This is a genomic window from Pedobacter sp. AC163 (assembly GCF_979258665.1).
This window is the reverse complement of the sequence record NZ_OZ409872.1, coordinates 462,646-481,068: the sequence shown is the minus strand read 5'-3', so window position 1 is coordinate 481,068 and position 18,423 is coordinate 462,646. Positions and strand designations below refer to the sequence as shown.

The window sequence follows — 18,423 nt, the reverse complement described above, 5'->3', positions numbered from 1 at the left end:
CATTAAGATTGCTTCACACCTCGCAACGACGACTTAAGAAATAAGAAAATATCAACATGTTAAGACTAGGGATTTTAGGTTTAGGAGAGGGCAGAAGCACGATTTCTGCATCATTAGCGAGCAAGAAATTTAAGCTCATTCAGATTTGCGATGCGAACAAAAAGCTTTGCGAGGAACGCTCATTGGAATTCGATTTTCAAAATTGGACTACCAATTACGAGGATATGCTAACGAGCGATAAAATTGATATGATAGCCATTTACACACCAGATCATTTGCATTTTGAGCACATTAAACTGGCCTTGCAACATGGTAAACACGTAGTTTGTACAAAGCCATTTATTGATGATCTGTCTCAGGCCAATGAGCTTTTAGAATTGGCAAAAAAATCAAGAAGGAAGATTTTCGTAGGACAAAGTTCTCGTTTTTTCGAACCTGCAATGCGCCAGAAAAAGGATTTTGATAAAGGTTTAATTGGCGAGCTGATCACCATCGAAAGTCATTACCATGCAGATCACCGTTGGTTTCTAGAGAAAGGTTGGTCCTTAAAACAATCATTTAAATGGTTGTACGGCGGCTTAAGTCATCCTGTTGATTTTGTTCGCTGGTATATGCCTGATATTGAAGAAGTAATGGGTTATGGCATGTTGAGTAGCAACGGCTTAAAAGCAGGATTGAAAAATGTTGATACGATGCATTTTATATTCAAGGCAAAAGATGGCAGAATTGCACGGGTAAGCGGTGCATATACAGGCCCAACGCAACCTGCAAGTCGCGATAGCGGAATGAGTTGCATTCTCCGCGGAACAGAAGGAGCGAGTCAGGCCGATTACCACGAATTACGCTATTCTGTTACGACCAAAACCGGTGAAGAAAAGATTATTACCTGGGGTGATGCAACATTGAAACACTATTTCCGTTTCGAGGGACAAAGTCATCATGCGGGCGAATACCAGAACTATCTCGATTATTTTGCAGACAGTATCAATAACAAATTCACGGCCTATCCGGATTTAAAAGAAGGAATTGGAACTGTTGCCCTATTGCAGGCGATGGATAAATCAATGGAGATCGGTTTGCCTGTAAAAATTGATGAAATTTTAAAAGTAAACAATATTACAAGAGAATCGATTGGCTTGTAGTTTATGCCACAGCGAACGGAATAATATTAACCACAGATAGAAAGGATAAACACAGATACAAACTTAAATCTGTGTTTATCTCTGTGCATCTATGGAAAAAACCAACAACCAATAAACAACTAACCAAATAAATTAATGGGAAATATTGTAGAACGTTTAACCAACTTAGATTACTTTATTGTCGCCGCTTACCTCGTCATTTTAATTATTATCGGGTATAGGGCAAGCTTTTCAAAGAAGAAAAACGAAGATGAAAACTTGTTCCTGGCCAACAAATCACTTAACTGGTCGAGCATTGGTTTTAACATGTGGGGAACAAATGTTGGTCCATCCATGTTGGTTGCGTTTGCAAGTATCGGTTATTCTACGGGTATTGTGGCGGTTAATTTCGAGTGGTATGCCTTTATCTTTCTATTCTTGCTTGCCATTGTATTTGCTCCAAAATATCTGGCAGCTAAAGTAAGTACCATGCCCGAATTTATGGGCAACCGTTACGGCGATTCAACACAAAATATACTTTCCTGGTATGCCCTGATTAAGATTTTGATTTCATGGCTATCATTGGGTTTGTTTGCTGGTGGTGTTTTGGTGAGGCAGATTTTGGGCGTTCCGATGTGGCAATCGGTTACCGTTTTAGTAGCTTTTGCTGGCCTGTTCGCATTTTTCGGCGGACTTAAAGCTATCGCTAAAGTGAACGTTTTTCAAATGATTTTACTGATCTGCGTTTCCTTCGCACTTACTTATTTAGGTTTGGAGAAAGTTGGAGGAATAAGTGCACTATACCAAAAAACACCAAAGAATTTCTGGAACCTCGTTCAGCCTGGAAGCGATCCGCAATATCCATGGTATGCCATTCTGCTGGGTTATCCGGTTTCTGCTGTGGCTTTCTTCTGCACCGATCAATCCATGGTTCAATCGGTACTTGGAGCCAAGAATTTAGAACAGGGACAGTTGGGTGTCAGTTTTATTGGTTGGCTTAAAATACTTTCATTGCCGCTTTTTATTGTCACCGGGATTTTGTGTTACGTCTTATATCCTAATCTGGGCAACGCCGACATGGCATACATGACCATGGTTACCAATCTGTTTCCTCCAGGAATGAATGGCTTGGTAATCGTGGTGTTAATTGCAGTTTTGGTAGGTACAATTGGATCTTGCCTTAATTCTTTAAGTACTGTTTTTACCATGGATGTGTATGTGAAAAAAATTAACCCCAATGCAACAACCAAAGAAATTATTAAAACTGGCAGGTTAACAATAGTTGCAGGTTGCGTTTTTGCCATCCTGGTTGCATTAGCAATAGATAATATTCAAGGCCTGAAATTGTTCGATGTCTTTCAGGCTGTGTTAGGTTTTATTGCTCCGCCATTGTCTGTTGTGTTTTTATCAACTGTGTTTTGGAAACGAACCACTAGAAAAGCTGTTAATTTCACGTTGTCAATTGGCTCAATCATCAGTTTAGGTATAGGCGTTTGTTACCTTTGGGTTTTGCCATCTTCTGTATATACATTTTGGCCACATTATCTGGTTTTGTCCTTCCTCATTTTTGCCTTGCTGATGATTTTGTCGATTGTTATTTCTCTTGCCGATCGTTCACCATCTGTTTACATCGTAAATGAATCACATCAGGCAAATATAGAAAAGCCAAGTCGAAGGGTATGGATTTCTTTTGGTGCATTAGCCGTTGTGATGGTTATACTTTATATATTCTTTAACGGACACTAAAAAGGTGTTTGAGGTCCGAAGTCCGATGATATCAAGCAAAAAATACACTATATGAAAAACTTTAAAACAATAATTATTCTGGCATTTTTAAGCTGTTTTGTGATGCCAGCTTTGGCCCAAAAAGCCTCATGGATTTGGTATCCAGGTGACTTTGATATTTACATGAGCAATGTAATGCAAAACCGCAGAACCGAACGAGGATCATTTTTTCCAGTCTTTTGGAAAATGGATAGCCACTATGTCCTGGTAGATTTTCATAAGGAATTTAATCTTTCTCAACCTGAAGAAGTTAAGCTTTTTGTAGAAGGAACTTATAATGTTAAGATCGACGGACAGGCCATTTCTGGTTTTCCTAAAACCATCCAAATTCCTGCCGGAAAGCATAAATTGAGCCTTAAAGTTTACAATCAGGCACATGTTCCAGCGATTTTTGTACAAGGAACAACAATTGTTTCAGACGAAACATGGCTTTCGACTTTTGAGGATAAGGAATGGATTGATCAAAGCGGAAAGGTTTCCGACAAATCAGGAACCACATTCGTTTCGGCAGGTTCATGGAATTTGAATGATCCCGATCAATTGCCGTCGCAGTTTAAATTACCGGTGAAACCGATGTTTGCAATCTCGAAGAAGAAAAACGACGGCGGCGAATTGCTTGATTTTGGCCGGGAAACATTTGGTTTCATAAAAGTACACGGTTTGAAAGGCAAGGGCCGTTTGAGCTTATATTATGGCGAATCGCCTGAAGAGGCTTCCTCAGAAGAAAAATGCGAAACGTTAGATTATGTTGATATTGATCTAACGCAAAAGAAAGATTCGGTAATGCCACTTTCGAAAGCATTCAGATATGTAAATCGCCAAACCAGTGGAAATGTGACCCTTGATTCCATCTCCATGCTTTATGAGTATGCGCCTGTAACCGAAAGGGGAAGTTTTAAATCATCTGATACCGAACTGAATAAAATTTACGATGTAGCTAAATACACCTTTCACTTAAATACCCGTGAATTTTTTATCGATGGAATTAAACGCGACCGTTGGGTTTGGAGTGGTGATGCCTACCAAAGTTATCTGATGAATTATTATTCGTTTTTTGATGCACCAACAGTAAAAAAAACTTTATGGGCACAACGCGGAAAAGATCCGGTTACAGCCCACATCAATACCATAATGGATTACTCTTTCTATTGGTTTTTAGGGATTTACGATTACTACAAGTTCACAGGCGATCAAAAATTTGTGCAAGATATTTATCCCCGTATGCAATCTTTAATGACGTATATCGATGGAAGAAAAAACAAAGATGGTTTGCTGGAATGGATGCAGGGCGATTGGATTTTTATCGATTGGGCAGACAAACTGAGTAAAGACGGTGAAGTAAGTTTTGAGCAATTATTATATGCCCGAAGCTTAGAAACGATGGCTTTATGTGCCAAACTGGCCAATGATACTGAAGGTGCCACAAAATACGATCAACAAGCAAAAGAGTTAAAAGCTAAAATATTTGATTTGTATTGGAACCAAAATAAAAACGCCTTGGTTCACAGTAGGATAGATGGTAAGCAAACGGACAATGTAACGCGTTACGCCAATATGTTTGGCATCTTTTTCGATTATTTTACCCCAGAACAGAAACTTGGTGTGAAAAAGAATGTGCTCCTTAATGACCAGGTTGCAAAAATTACAACTCCTTATATGCGTTTCTACAAACTGGAAGCCCTTTGCGCAATGGGTGAGCAAAGCTACGTCTTAAAAGAAATGAAAAGCTATTGGGGTGGAATGTTAAAACTCGGTGCAACGTCTTTTTGGGAAGAATATAATCCAGATAAAAAAGGGGCAGAGCATTTAGCAATGTATGGCAGACCATTTGGAAAAAGCCTTTGCCATGCCTGGGGTGCAAGTCCGATCTATTTATTGGGCAAGTATTATTTGGGTGTTGAACCCACTACACCAGGTTATGAAACCTATACGATCACCCCAAATTTAGGTGGTTTGGAATGGATGGAGGGAAAGGTTCCTACTGCTAATGGCGATATCTCCTTGTACTGCAGTAAAAAAGAAATTAAAATTTCATCTGCCGTAGGAACAGGAAAATTAAGAATAAATAGCAAAACCAAGCCTGTGGTAAAAGGTGCAGAAGTTAAGGAAGTTTCGAAAGGTGTTTATGAGATAACAATTGATAAAGGCAGAGATTATAGTGTGAAATATTCTGGATAACATATGTTTTTTGTTTTTCGTCATTGCTTGCCTGCCCTTAGCAGGCAGGCAATGCACAAAGCATCTTTATGCGTTATCATTTTTTAAGGCTTTCAAACCTTCCACTTTGAGAGATAAACTTAAAGAACAAAGGAGTGAAGCCAATAGGTTCAAACCACATCTCTTTGTTTCCCTCTCTTCAAGGAGAGGGATGCAGTGGATTGAAAAATAACTACAACCTTTCACAGGGTGAGGCTTTTAGAACAGTTTCCACCCCAATCCTTTGTTCAATCTTCCTTATGCCCGCTTCGGGAAGACTAACCTCACCTTTCTTTCATTGATGGATCTAACAGACAAATGATTGAAGCAACGGGTTCAAACCGCATCTTCTTTGTTTCCCTCTCTTCAAGGATAGGGATGCAGCACATGGAAAAATAATTACAACCTTTCATAGGGTGAGGCTATTAGAACAGTTTATACTATAATCCTTTGCTCAATCTTCCTTATGCACGCTTCGCGAACTTCCTTATGCACGCTTCGCGAAGACTAATTTAACATTTCTTTGAGAGATGGATTTAAAGAACAAAGGAGTGAAGCCAACAGGTTCAAACCACATCTTCTTTGTTTCCCTCTCTTCAAGGAGAGGGATGCAGCACATGGAAAAATAACTACACCCTTTCATAGGGTGAGGCTTTTAGAACACTTTATACCCCAATTCTTTGCTCAATCTTTTTAACACACTTATTTGCTTCTGAGAGAATAGTATCATTTCCCATAGCCTTGTCGTTATTTAAAGCATTTAACATCGAAATAGTTAAACAGGCAATAATGCCATTGTTGCTATCTACACCAATCGGAACAGAAATATCCGTTACACCCGAAACGGAATCACTGTTTTTGAAATAAGAACCAGTTTTCTTAATATCGTCGAGCGAAACCATAAAATCTTCTTGCTGCGCTTTACTATATTTCTTGAAAATTGAATTATTTCTTAAAGTTGTTCTTTTTTCAATGTCGGGCATATAGGCTAATAAGACCTTGCCAGAAGCTGTTAATGGCAAGGGGAACAAATTTCCTTCTTCAATAGACAGGGCAATAGGCCCCGGACTTTTAGCATGGATAATCACCATCACCTGGTTCATATACAAGATACTTAAGTGGCAAGATTGGCGGATGGTATTGGCCAGTTCTTCTAATGGAAATTGAGCGGCTTTTCTCAACTCGTCCATCGGCGAATGCCTGTGTGAAAGGTAAAATAACTTTAACGAAAGCCTGTACTTTCCAGAAACTTCATCACGTAAAATATAACCACGACTCTCCAAACTCATTAACATCCTGTAAATTTCATTCGGCGTTTTTTCAATGCCAACCGCAATTTCAGTTTGTGAAAGGGGGATGGATTGTGCAGATAGATGTTCAAGTATGTCTAATCCCTTGTCTAATGCAGGGGCCTGGTATTTCGTATCGTTATTCATTGAAAGTAATTTAAACAAACTTAATAATTTGGAGCAAATAAAAATTAAAAATCAAAAGGAGTTATAGTATAAAAATTGTTTTTATATATGAAATAAATATTTATATTTGAGTTAGCCAGATATAGAGAAGATAGATTTGAAATTTCAGCTCGTTATTAACTATTGAGCAATTTCAGTTTCCAATTAACAGTAAAATTATTAACCAAATATTTACCCTAAAAATCTTTCTATTTTTTAAAAAACAATCATGGTAATTGCTAAACAATTATCAAAAAACTAACCAAATAAATTCGATTATGAACCCAATTAACTGCAAGAGCTATTGCTTGTTTAGGCTGCGCCATGTTTTAATCGCAAAAATTTTAGCCATCCTCATGGTTATTGCGACAACTGGATTTGCCCAAACCTTACCAACTAAATTTATTATTAAAGGAGTGGTTTCCTCACAAAAAGGAGAAACTTTGCCAGGTGTGAGTGTAAAAGTAAAAGGTACCGACATTGGTGCAACAACCGATACCGATGGAAAGTACTCCATTTCTGCTGCTTCGGGTAATGTAACTTTGATTTTTTCTTTTGTGGGTTTTACCGTTCAGGAAGTGGCGGTAAATAACCGTACCACCGTCAATTTAGCGCTTGCCGAAGAGCAAAACGACTTAGAGGATGTAATTGTCGTAGGTTATGGCACACAAAAGAAAATAAATTTAACAGGTGCTGTAGCTACAGTTAGTGGAAAAACACTCACTGAAAGACCAGCTCCAAATGCGGCAAATTTAATTCAGGGTCGTATAACTGGCGTTCAGGTAACGCAACCCTCGGGCGAACCAGGAAGAGATAACCCGAACTTTTTAATCAGAGGGCGTTCTACCTATGGCGGAAGCACCGATCCACTGGTATTAATTGATGGTGTAGCGGGTTCCTTCAATAATTTATCTCCTGATGATATTGAGAATGTTACCGTATTAAAAGATGCATCATCTGCCGCAATTTACGGCGCAAGGGCTGCCAACGGAGTAATATTAGTAACTACTAAAAAAGGGAAACGAGGTGAAACGGTGTTTAGCTACCGGGCCAATTTCGCCAGACATACCCCTACAGCACTACCAGATTTAATTACAAATTCTGCCCAATACATGGAAATGTATAATACAGCAGCGGCCCGTTCTGGTATCGCTTTCAGATATGCACAGGCTGATATAGATTTATATCGTAACTCGCCAGATAAAGCACAATATCCTGATTTCGATAATCTGGATTACTATATTAATCCTGCTAATGTAATGCAACATAACCTTTCAATCTCTGGCGGAAGCGATAAAAGCACTTTCAATATTTCAGCAGGTTATTTAGATCAGAATGCTGTTTTTAAAGGCTATAAGTTTAAGCGCTACAATGCATTGCTAAACTATAATAATAACCTAACCAAAAGCATCAGTGTGGGTACAATTATCAACATGACTTATAAAGACCGCAAGGAACCACCTTTTACTGGCGAAAACATGGCCTTGCTAGTGTATGCTGCAGGCCCGCTTTATGGCCCGTTTTTGCCTGATGGTAGCGGTAGGGTAGTTTCGAGGGCTTATGCAAACGAAGGCAGAAACCGTAACCCACAAGAAGCTTACGCCATGGGAGAACAAACGACCAAAGAGTATAATGTGAATGCCCAGGCTTATATCGATATTAAACCTTTTGAAGGCTTAACCTGGAGTTCAAAAGTTGCAATAAATTATGTTGATGAATATTACAAAATGTATCAGCATCCTTACTCTGCCTTTCTCTTACAAGATAGAGCACCTTTAACTAATGAATATGTAGCTAACTCTTTTGGTCCCGATATTTTAGGTGTTACCGATCAATATTCGAAGGTTTTAAATCCAACCGTATACTCCACATTAACCTACGAGAAAACCTTGGGTACAGGGCATAACCTAAAAGCTTTAGCCGGTTTTGAACAGCTATCTTATAAAAATCAAAACTTAAGAGGCAGAAGAATTAATTCGGTAGCACCAATTCTGGAAGATCTTACCGGTTATTCTGCATCAGGCGAATCTTTGTATTTTACGCATCCGAGGTTACCGTCTTTAGCCGCACCATCAGAATGGGGTATGAGATCACTATTCGGACGAATTAACTACGATTTTAAAGGGAAATATTTATTGGAGGCTAACTTACGTTACGATGGAACCTCGAAAGTTTCGCCAGATTACCGTTGGGGCGTATTTCCATCCTTTTCTGCGGGGTGGTTGGTATCTGAAGAAAGCTTTATTAAAGATAAATTAAGCTGGCTAAGTAGTTTTAAAATCAGGGCTTCTTACGGTACACTGGGCAATCAGGATATTGGTACTTACCTCTATCAGGATAATATTATCATTAATAACGTTAATTATCCTTTCGGTAATAGTGCACTGCAACAAGGTGGTGTTATAAATGATTTCAAAGATGTTAGTTTAAGATGGGAATCAACCAGAAGTATTGATGTTGGTTTCGATCTTAATATTAAAAATGGTCTTTTTGGAGCAACCTTCGATTGGTTCAGACGTTCTACTTTCGATATTTTAGCCAGACCAACCGTACCATTAAGTTTAGGGTTAGGTGCCTCGACAGTTAACGATGGAAAAATGCGAAGCCAGGGTGTTGAACTGGCTTTAACGCACCAAAACAAAATCGGCGAATTTACTTATAGCTTAAATGCGCTAATTTCTACTGCTAAAAATAAAGTGATAGAACTTAGAACACCAGCAAAAGGCAGTACCATCAACGAAGTTGGATTACCTTACTCTTCTTTCTATTTGTACCAATGGGATGGTATTTTTCAGGTGGAAGATATTGGTAACCCAAGTGTTCCTGTGCATGAATTAAATCGTAGTCCGAAAGCGGGAGATTTAAAAATGAAAGATGTAAATGGTGATGGAATTGTAAACGCAAACGATAGAATAGTGGTAGATGGTGCTTATCCTGATTTTAACTATTCTTTCGGTTTAAATTTAGGTTATAAGAGATTTAGTTTCAGCGCTTTTTTCCAGGGAGTTGAGGGCATCAAAAACCGCGTGAATAACTGGGGCGTCGACCCTTTCCAACAAGGTACAGCACCTACTACTAAGTTTTTAAATGCTTGGACACCAGAAAACAGAAGTAATACCGTGCCTGCCATTTATGTTGCTGGTTATAGCGGAGTTGCGCCTTATGCAGCATCAACTTACTATCTACAAGATGCATCTTATTTACGACTTAAAAACGTAATGCTTGGTTTCGATGTACCGGTTAGCGCTATTTCTAAAATCGGAATTAAAAGCTTAGGTGTGTATGTATCCGCTGATAACCTATTCACTATCACAAAATACGAAGGTGGAGATCCAGAAAGAGCTAGTTCCACTGGAAATTTGGCGCAATATCCACAAACGAAAATTTTTAATGTTGGCTTAAATGTTAAATTCTAAGAGATATCTCATGAAAAATAAAAATATAATATTGTGTTTCGTATTCGGATTACTAATATTCGGGTCATGCAAAAAAGATTTTTTAGATAAAAATCCATTAAACAGTGTCTCTTCTGAAATATTTTGGGGCTCAGAAACTGATGTACAAACTGCATTGGCTGGCGTGTATTCTCGCTTGCAGCAAAACTTTTTGGGCTACGAAAGGGTGTATTTAGATGCATTAAGTGATAATGCTTTCCCATACCAAAATACCAATCAGGCAAATTTGCTTGAAATGACAACCGGAAGTATTTCGCCAGGATTAAGTGGCGTTTTACCAAATCTTTATTCATCTCCATACAGAGCAATTACTTCTTGTAATTATTTTCTAGATAATGTAGACCGTGCTCCGGTGACTGAGGCGAAGAAAAATGTTTATAAAGCAGAGGTACGTTTTATAAGAGCCTTGGCTTATTTTGATTTGGTGCAGCATTTTGGAGGCGTGCCAATTAATGAGCATTACCCAAAAACTGTTGAGGAGGTAAAAATTCCGAAGAGTACAAAAGAGCAGGTTTATGCTTTTATACAACAAGATTTAGACTTTGCTATTGCTAATCTTCCAAATGATAAATATAATGGTCATGCAGTAAAGGGGAGTGCACAAGGTATTAAAGCCAGAGTTTTAATTACCCAGCAAAAATGGGCAGAGGCTATTCCAGTGTTGAAAGAAATTATGACAGACAATAAATTTGCACTTTCTAATAATTATGCAGCTTTATTTAAAACAAGTGGACAAGCTACGGCAGCTGTAAATACCGAAATTATGTTTTCTACCCAATACCTTGCTCCAACTAATCCTCAAAGAACTTCTCCTGGTGCAGGCGGTATGGATATTGAATTGGGATGGTTTTCCCTCATTCAGCCTTACAAAGATTTAGCTGATGATTACGAAATGACAGATGGAAAACCAAGTGCGGAATCGCCTCTGTTTAGCGCTGCAAATCCCTACAATAATCGCGATCCCCGATTAAATTTAACCATGAAACTTCCTGATGAGATATGGAGAAATTCGTCAAATGTAATTTGGAATGGTTTTGCACAATCTTTCACCGGATTTTTAATGGAAAAGTATGTCGATCTATCGAGAGCACCAATTACCTCTGGAACGGCCACACTAACCGATCAAGATTACATTCATTTACGCTATGCTGATATCTTATTGATGTATGCCGAAGCGCAAAATGAAGTTAGTGGCCCCGACGCAACAGTTTATAAAGCAATTAACGATGTTAGGCAACGTATCGGTATAGCAATGCCAGCTACTGATCAAACCAAATATAATACTCAGGCTTTGCTTAGAAATTATATCCGCCATGAGAGAAGAATCGAATTTGCACTTGAAGGCCAGCGGTATAATGATTTAAAACGATGGAATATTGCGCATATAAAATTGCCTACTTTGCGCACACCAGCAGGAACAGCATTGATTTTTGAGACCAAAAATTACGTATTGCCATTTCCATCATCCGAACTGGATAATAATCCGAAATTGCTTCAAAATCCAAATTATTAAATTACCAGCAGCAGCTAAGTTAATAATTAGCTGCTGCTACTTATTTCGCTACAGAATTATTACAACGTCATCTCTTTTCATATTTAAAAAAATTATTTATATTTGAATTAGTCACGTAAATAGGTTTAACGTTTAACTATAAACCTAAATGCTAACATAAAGAATTAATTTCTTTTGTTGTTTTTGAAGCTGATAACCAATTATAAACCTAGGTAAAACATCCAAAAGATGTCAATTTTTTAATGAGCAAATTCATAACTTTTTTGTTGCTTTTCACATTTAATGCTTCGCTTTTTGCGCAGCAGGTTGAAGTCATACAATTAAGTTTAGCCTCTCGCCATAATCCAATCGGAGTAGATTTTACTTCGCCAAGCCTAAGTTGGAAATTACAATCTGATCAACGAAATGTGATGCAGTCAGCATATCAGGTTCTGGTTTCGAGCAGCATTACAAAGTTGAATCAAAATATTGGCGATGTTTGGGACACCAAGAAAGTAAATTCTGCACAATCTATCCAGATAAAATATCAAGGCAATAAACTTCTATCAACCAAAACCTATTACTGGAAAGTAAAGGTGTGGGATAATTTTGGAAATGTTTCACCATGGAGCGCTACTGCATGTTGGCAAATGGGTTTACTAAATGTTGAGGATTGGAAGGGCGCCAAGTGGATTGCTTACGAAAAACTGGCAGATTCGAATATCAATGTTTTACCTGTTGATGGTAAAAAAGATAAGTATACCGGCAGTAATATATTGCCAATGTTCCGTAAAGATTTTGTCGTTTCTAAAACTATAAAAAAGGCAACCGCTTTTATTTCGGGCTTAGGTCATTTCGAAATGAGTTTAAACGGCGAAAAGGTTGGGGATGATTTTCTTGCGCCGGGATGGACAAAATATGACAAAGAAGCATTGTATGTTCCCTACGATGTAACCAAACAGATCAAGAAAGGGAAAAATGCTGTTGGTGTAATGCTTGGAAACGGTTTTTATTATATCCCTCCCGTTAAAGAACGATATAGAAAACTAAAGGTAGCTTATGGTTATCCAAAAATGATTTGTCGTGTTTTGGTTGAATATACAGACGGTACCTCTGCCAATATTATCAGTAACCAGAGTTGGAAAACGGCTCCTTCAGCAGTTACATTTTCAAGTATTTATGGCGGTGAGGATTATAACGCAAACCTCGAGCAAAAAAACTGGAATGTAGCAGGATTTAATGACCAGCAATGGAAATCCGCTTTGTTGGTCGATGGACCGAATTTAAATGCCCAAAAGGAAGAGCCTGTAAAAGTTTTTGGATATACCTCTTCTATAAAAACTACTCGGGTGCCTAATGGTGAGTGGGTTTACGATATGAAGCAAAATTCATCATCGATAATAGAATTGAAAGTTCGCGGTAAAAAAGGCGATACCATTCTCATTACACCGGCGGAGTTAATTAAAGAAGATGGCTCAGTGACGCAAAAAAATATCGGGGGCCCATCGTACTTTACCTACATCTTAAAAGGTGAAGGAATAGAAACCTGGCGGCCGAAGTTTTTTTACACGGGTTTCAGGTATCTTCAAGTAAGAGGTGGTATTCCGGCAAACACAGAAAATAAATCTGGCTCACCTGTTATAGAAAGCTTAAAAGCATTACACATCAGAAATGCCGCCGAACAAGTGGGTGAATTCAATACATCAAACGAACTTTTTAATAAAACCTTTAAGTTGATTGATTGGTCGATCAAAAGCAACATGGTGAGTGTGTTTACCGATTGTCCGCATCGCGAAAAGCTTGGATGGTTAGAGCAACTGCACTTAATGGGCAATTCTGTAGGTTACAATTATGCTGCGGCGCCATTATTCAAAAAAGCGCTCGAGGATATGAGGAATTCGCAGTTGCCTAACGGCCTTATTCCAGAAATAGCGCCAGAATATGTGAAATTTGAATGGGGAGGCGATATGTTCCGTGATTCGCCGGAGTGGGGAAGCAGTGGCATTCTACTTCCCTGGTATTTATATCAGTGGTATGGCGATAAGCAAGCAATGATTGATTATTACCCGATGATGCAAGGCTATATTAACTACCTTGCAACCAAAGCTGATAACCATATTTTGTCGCAAGGGTTAGGAGATTGGTATGATTTGGGACCAAAACCTCCAGGTGTTTCCCAACTCACGCCAATGGGCGTTACAGGTACGGCGATCTATTATTACGACTTAAAGATTTTAGAAAAAATGGCTACGCTTTTGGGTGAAAAAGCAGATGCTTTAAATTATTCGAAATTAGCAGTCGAAGTAAGAAAAGCTTTCAATGATCAGTTTTTTGATCCTAAAACCAAGCAATATGCAACGGGTTCGCAAGCTGCGAACGCCATGGCGGTTTACGTGGGTTTGGTAGCAGATCAGGATAAAAGCGCAGTGATCGAAAATTTAGTAAAAGATATTAGAAACCGGAAAAACAGTTTAACGGCTGGCGATATCGGCTACCGCTATGTTCTTCGTGTTCTGGAAGATGCAGGAAGATCGGATGTAATTTTCGACATGAACAGCCGCTCTGACGTACCTGGTTATGGAATGCAAATTGCCAAAGGCGCAACCGCTTTAACCGAGTCATGGGCCGCACTTCCAACCGTTTCAAATAATCATTTTATGCTTGGGCATTTAATGGAATGGCTTTACAGCGGCATCGGCGGTATTCGTCAGGCTGATCATTCAGTTGCTTTTAAGCATATTGTGATCGAGCCGGAAGTGGTTGGCGACTTAACTTCTGCAAATGTAAGTTATGATTCTCCTTACGGGAAAATAGCAACGCAATGGAACAAAAGTGACAAAAACTTTGTGCTTGAAGTGAATATTCCAGTTAATACAACGGCTGATGTTTATTTTCCAGGGAAAACAAAGCAAACCATTACAGATGAGTTAAATCCAAAAATGAATGCCTTAAGCTTCGAAAACGGCAAGGCAAAAATTACAATTGGTTCGGGGCATTACAAATTTATATGTACAAATGAATAGATTTAAAATCATACTTTTTCTGGTTTTGAGCACATTCAGTCTACAAGCTCAGGTTGCAAATTCTGTTTCTCAGGCGGAGATGGAAAAAATTTATCAGGAAGTTAAAACGCCTTTTAAGTATGGCCTGGTAATGGTTCCTGACGATAAAGATTATAAAATGGACTGCCCAACTATTTTTAAAAAGGGAAAATACTGGTATATGACTTATCTTATTTTCAGCGGGCGTGGTTACGAAACCTGGTTATCAAAAAGCAAAGATCTTTTGCGCTGGGAAAATCAGGGCAAATTGCTGTCGTTTGGCGACAATAGTTTGTGGGATGATAACCAAAAAGCGGGTTACAACGCTTTGCTAGATATTAAATGGGGTGGAGACTACGGTGTAAATCAATTCGATGGTAAATATTGGATGTCGTACTTTGGTGGAAAAGAAAAGGGCTACGAAGTAGAACCGCTCTCAATAGGCATGGCTAATGCGAAAAATCATCCATCAGTTGTGCAAGAGTGGAGCAGGTTAGATAAACCTGTTTTAACTTCAGCAGACAAAGATGTTCGTTGGTGGGAAAACAGAAACAAACTCTTTAAAAGTACAGTTATTGAAGACCCAAAAAGGTTAACCGGACATCCGTTCGTAATGTATTATAATGCCGTTGGTGATTCTTTGGCTAATAATAAGAAAACACGTTGGTACGAGCGAATTGGAATGGCAGTTTCAGATGATATGGTTCACTGGCAGCGTTTCAATAAAAATCCTGTGGTGCATCATCCTGTTGGAATTACGGGCGATGCGGTAATCCAAAAAATGGGTGATAACTACGTGATGTTCTATTTTGGTGCCTTTTGGCAAGACAGAAAAGGATCATTTAATCGTTTTGCGGTATCTAAAGATTTAGTAAACTGGACTGATTGGAACGGCGATAATTTAATTGAATCATCAGAGAAATATGATGAGTTATATGCTCACAAGTCTTTCGTGTTGAAGTACAAAGGAGTGGTTTATCATTTTTATTGTGCAGTGAACAAGCAAGATCAACGCGGCATCGCGGTGGCAACCTCGAAAGATTTAGGTAAAAGTAAAGTGAACTTTGTAAGTGGAAATTAGAATGAAGATGTTGAACAATTTTAAGGTTTTATTTTTTTTGATGGCAGGCTTGTCGGCAAGTCATCATTGCGAGGCAAAATCAGCCAACACCGTCATTGCGAGGTACGAAGCAATCTCATTTGTAGAATCAGATTGCTTCGGCTCACTCAATCCCAGCCTCGCAATGACAACTCGCCCAGTAATAGTGATTTCTGAATCCCGCACCAGAACAAATTTCAATAAAAACTGGAAATTCTTTTTAGGTGACGAGCCAGGGGCGAAATCTCCAGCATACAGCGATTTAAAATGGAGAAAACTTACCTTACCCCACGATTGGAGCATTGAAGGGAAATTCGACGAAAAAAATCCCGCTAAACCCGAAGGCGGTGGTCTTCCAACAGGAATTGGTTGGTATAGAAAAGAATTTACAGCGCCTGCAGATTTTCAAAACCGAGTAATCAGCATCGAATTCGACGGGGTGTATAAAAATAGTGAAGTCTGGATTAATGGAAAATATTTGGGAAAACGACCATACGGCTATTCTTCTTTCTCTTATGAGATTAGCAACTTTTTGAAATCGGGTAAAAACATCATAGCAGTTAAAGTTGATAATTCAGCCCAGCCAGATTCCCGCTGGTATTCAGGTTCTGGAATTTACAGGAACGTTTGGTTAACCTCTACAGCTAAAACTGCAGTATCAAAATGGGGAACTTTTATAACTGCAGATCAGTCTGGTAAAGTAGAATTGCAGATTCAGGTTCAGAATAAAACCTTAAAAACACAAACTGTTGCAGTAACGAATACCATTTATAATGCCGAAGGAAAAATAACTTCTGCTACTGTACAGCAAGCGCTAAAAATCGATACATCAGGTTTATTGATCAACAGGATTTTCGAGGTTAAAAATCCCATTTTGTGGTCTGTGAAAAATCCTTATCAATACAAACTGGTTACGCAAATTTCCCAGAATGGAAAAATCATTGATAAATACGAAACCAGGTTTGGCATCCGATCTTTCAATTTTGATGCTGAAAAAGGCTTTTCTTTAAACGGTAAGCCAATGAAAATTTTAGGAGTTTGCCTCCATCATGATTTAGGTGCTTTAGGTGCTGCCGTTAATGTTAGAGCAATGGAGCGTCAACTCGAAATTATGAAAGAAATGGGCGTTAACGCCATCCGCACTGCTCATAATCCACCAGCACCAGAGTTTTTAGATTTATGTGATAAAATGGGTTTCCTGGTAATGGACGAGGCTTTTGACATGTGGGCGAAAAAGAAAACCAAAAATGATTACCATTTGAATTTTTCAGAGTGGCACAAACGTGATCTCGAGGATATGATCAAACGCGACCGTAATCATCCATCTATTATACTTTGGAGTATTGGAAATGAAATTCGCGAGCAATTTGACAGCACAGGCATTGCGATTACCAAAGAATTGGTCGGTATCGTTAAAAATTTAGACACTTCCCGTCCGGTAATTTCAGCATTAACAGAAACCGACGCGAAAAAGAACTTTATTTACCAGGCGAATGCGCTTGATGTTTACGGACTTAATTACAATCATAAAAAATATGCGGATTTCCCAAAAAACTATCCGGGAGTAAAATTTTTGGCTACAGAAACTACATCTGCTTTAGAAACAAGGGGTTTTTACGATACGGCAGATACCATTCGCCGTTGGCCTAAAGATGGAAAAACCAAATTTACCGAAGGCAATAAAGAATGGTCTGCATCCTCATACGATAATGTTTCGGCCTACTGGGGTTCTACACACGAAGAAACGTGGAAGGAAGCAAAAAAATACGACCACGTTTCCGGTTTATTCGTTTGGACAGGTTTTGATTATTTAGGAGAACCGTTGCCTTATCCCTGGCCCGCCAGAAGTTCCTATTTCGGAATTGTGGATTTAGCAGGTTTCCCAAAAGATTCTTATTACATGTATCAAAGCGAATGGACGAATAAACGTGTTTTACATATTTTGCCACACTGGAACCTGCCTACCGAACAGGCGGGTTTGGAATCAGGCAAATCTGTTGAAGTTTGGGCTTATTACAACAATGCCGATGAAGTGGAGTTGTACCTCAACGGTAAATCATTGGGTAAAAAATCAAAACAAAATGATGATCTGCACGTGCTCTGGAATGTAAATTTCGAGCCGGGAACACTGAAAGCAGTTTCCCGAAAAAACGGTAAAGAAGTTTTAGTTAAGGAAGTGAAAACTGCAGGAGCAGCAGCCAAAATAGAATTAATCGCCGATAGGAAAAACATCAAAGCCGATGGTTCCGACTTATCATTTGTAACGGTGCGGGTTTTGGATGCTGCTGGCAATTTAGTGCCAAATGCGGATCATTTAGTGAATTTCAAAGTGGAAGGCGATGGTTTTATCGCTGGCGTTGATAATGGTTTCCAGGCAAGTTTAGAGCCATTTAAGGCAAATTATCGCAAAGCATTTCATGGCTTATGCCTGGCTATCCTTCAATCAACGGAGAAGGCCGGGGCTATCAAATTAACGGCTAGTTCTAATGGTTTAACATCAACATCTATCACAATCAATACAGGGAAATGATCAACTAAATATTAGAGAATAAACTAGACAAATAAATTTAAAATTAAGGTATTGTCATTCTGAGAAACGACAAATCTGCAAACGAATAGGGACAGGCTCTGCCAAAGCATATCTTACCTCAATGTTGTATGAAATAGCTTAGAGATTTTTCACCGCGTTCAGAATGACGACAGTATAAATAAACAATAAATGGTTGGCAGTTTGCTAATTCATTGCCGTTGACTTTAGTCGACGGTTTAAAAAGAAGAAA

At 38.7% G+C, this 18,423-nt stretch carries 9 protein-coding genes; 8 read left to right on the top strand and 1 reads right to left on the bottom strand.

Translation table 11 applies throughout. The annotated features are described in order from the left end of the window. Positions 1-56: 56 nt before the first annotated feature. From ACZZZK_RS02045 to ACZZZK_RS02035, 3 genes are all read left to right on the top strand, one after another. A complete protein-coding gene (locus ACZZZK_RS02045; RefSeq protein WP_463482625.1) occupies positions 57-1,142 on the top strand; it encodes a Gfo/Idh/MocA family protein in 1,086 nt (361 codons plus the stop codon). A 135-nt stretch (positions 1,143-1,277) separates the two neighbouring features. Further along, positions 1,278-2,867 carry a sodium:solute symporter family transporter gene (locus ACZZZK_RS02040; RefSeq protein ID WP_463482624.1) on the top strand — a complete coding sequence of 530 codons (1,590 nt, stop codon included), beginning with the start codon at positions 1,278-1,280 and terminating at the stop codon, positions 2,865-2,867. Between the two features lie 51 nt (positions 2,868-2,918). Continuing rightward, positions 2,919-5,084, top strand: a complete 2,166-nt coding sequence (locus tag ACZZZK_RS02035; RefSeq protein WP_463482623.1) for an alpha-L-rhamnosidase-related protein — start codon at positions 2,919-2,921, stop codon at positions 5,082-5,084. A gap of 683 nt (positions 5,085-5,767) precedes the next feature. Here the strand turns inward: ACZZZK_RS02035 and ACZZZK_RS02030 are convergent. Next, the gene (locus tag ACZZZK_RS02030) at positions 5,768-6,538 is read right to left on the bottom strand and encodes an IclR family transcriptional regulator (RefSeq protein ID WP_463482622.1); all 771 of its coding nucleotides are present in this window, start codon (positions 6,536-6,538) and stop codon (positions 5,768-5,770) included. 296 nt (positions 6,539-6,834) lie between these two features. Here ACZZZK_RS02030 and ACZZZK_RS02025 point away from each other — a divergent pair, with 296 nt between their 5' ends. From ACZZZK_RS02025 to galB, 5 genes are all read left to right on the top strand, one after another. Next, on the top strand, positions 6,835-9,972 hold the full coding sequence (locus ACZZZK_RS02025) for a SusC/RagA family TonB-linked outer membrane protein (RefSeq protein ID WP_463482621.1): 3,138 nt from the start codon (positions 6,835-6,837) through the stop codon (positions 9,970-9,972). A 10-nt stretch (positions 9,973-9,982) separates the two neighbouring features. After that, positions 9,983-11,524 (top strand): RagB/SusD family nutrient uptake outer membrane protein, encoded by a 1,542-nt coding sequence (locus ACZZZK_RS02020; RefSeq protein WP_463482620.1) that lies wholly within the window; start codon positions 9,983-9,985, stop codon positions 11,522-11,524. Between the two features lie 242 nt (positions 11,525-11,766). Then, positions 11,767-14,526 carry a family 78 glycoside hydrolase catalytic domain gene (locus ACZZZK_RS02015; protein WP_463482619.1) on the top strand — a complete coding sequence of 920 codons (2,760 nt, stop codon included), beginning with the start codon at positions 11,767-11,769 and terminating at the stop codon, positions 14,524-14,526. Next, positions 14,519-15,625, top strand: a complete 1,107-nt coding sequence (locus ACZZZK_RS02010) for a glycoside hydrolase family protein (RefSeq protein ID WP_463482618.1) — start codon at positions 14,519-14,521, stop codon at positions 15,623-15,625. Before ACZZZK_RS02015 ends, ACZZZK_RS02010 begins: the two co-directional genes overlap by 8 nt. Before the next feature lie 163 nt (positions 15,626-15,788). Next, on the top strand, positions 15,789-18,173 hold the full coding sequence (gene galB, locus ACZZZK_RS02005) for a beta-galactosidase GalB (protein ID WP_463482617.1): 2,385 nt from the start codon (positions 15,789-15,791) through the stop codon (positions 18,171-18,173). Positions 18,174-18,423 lie beyond the last annotated feature (250 nt).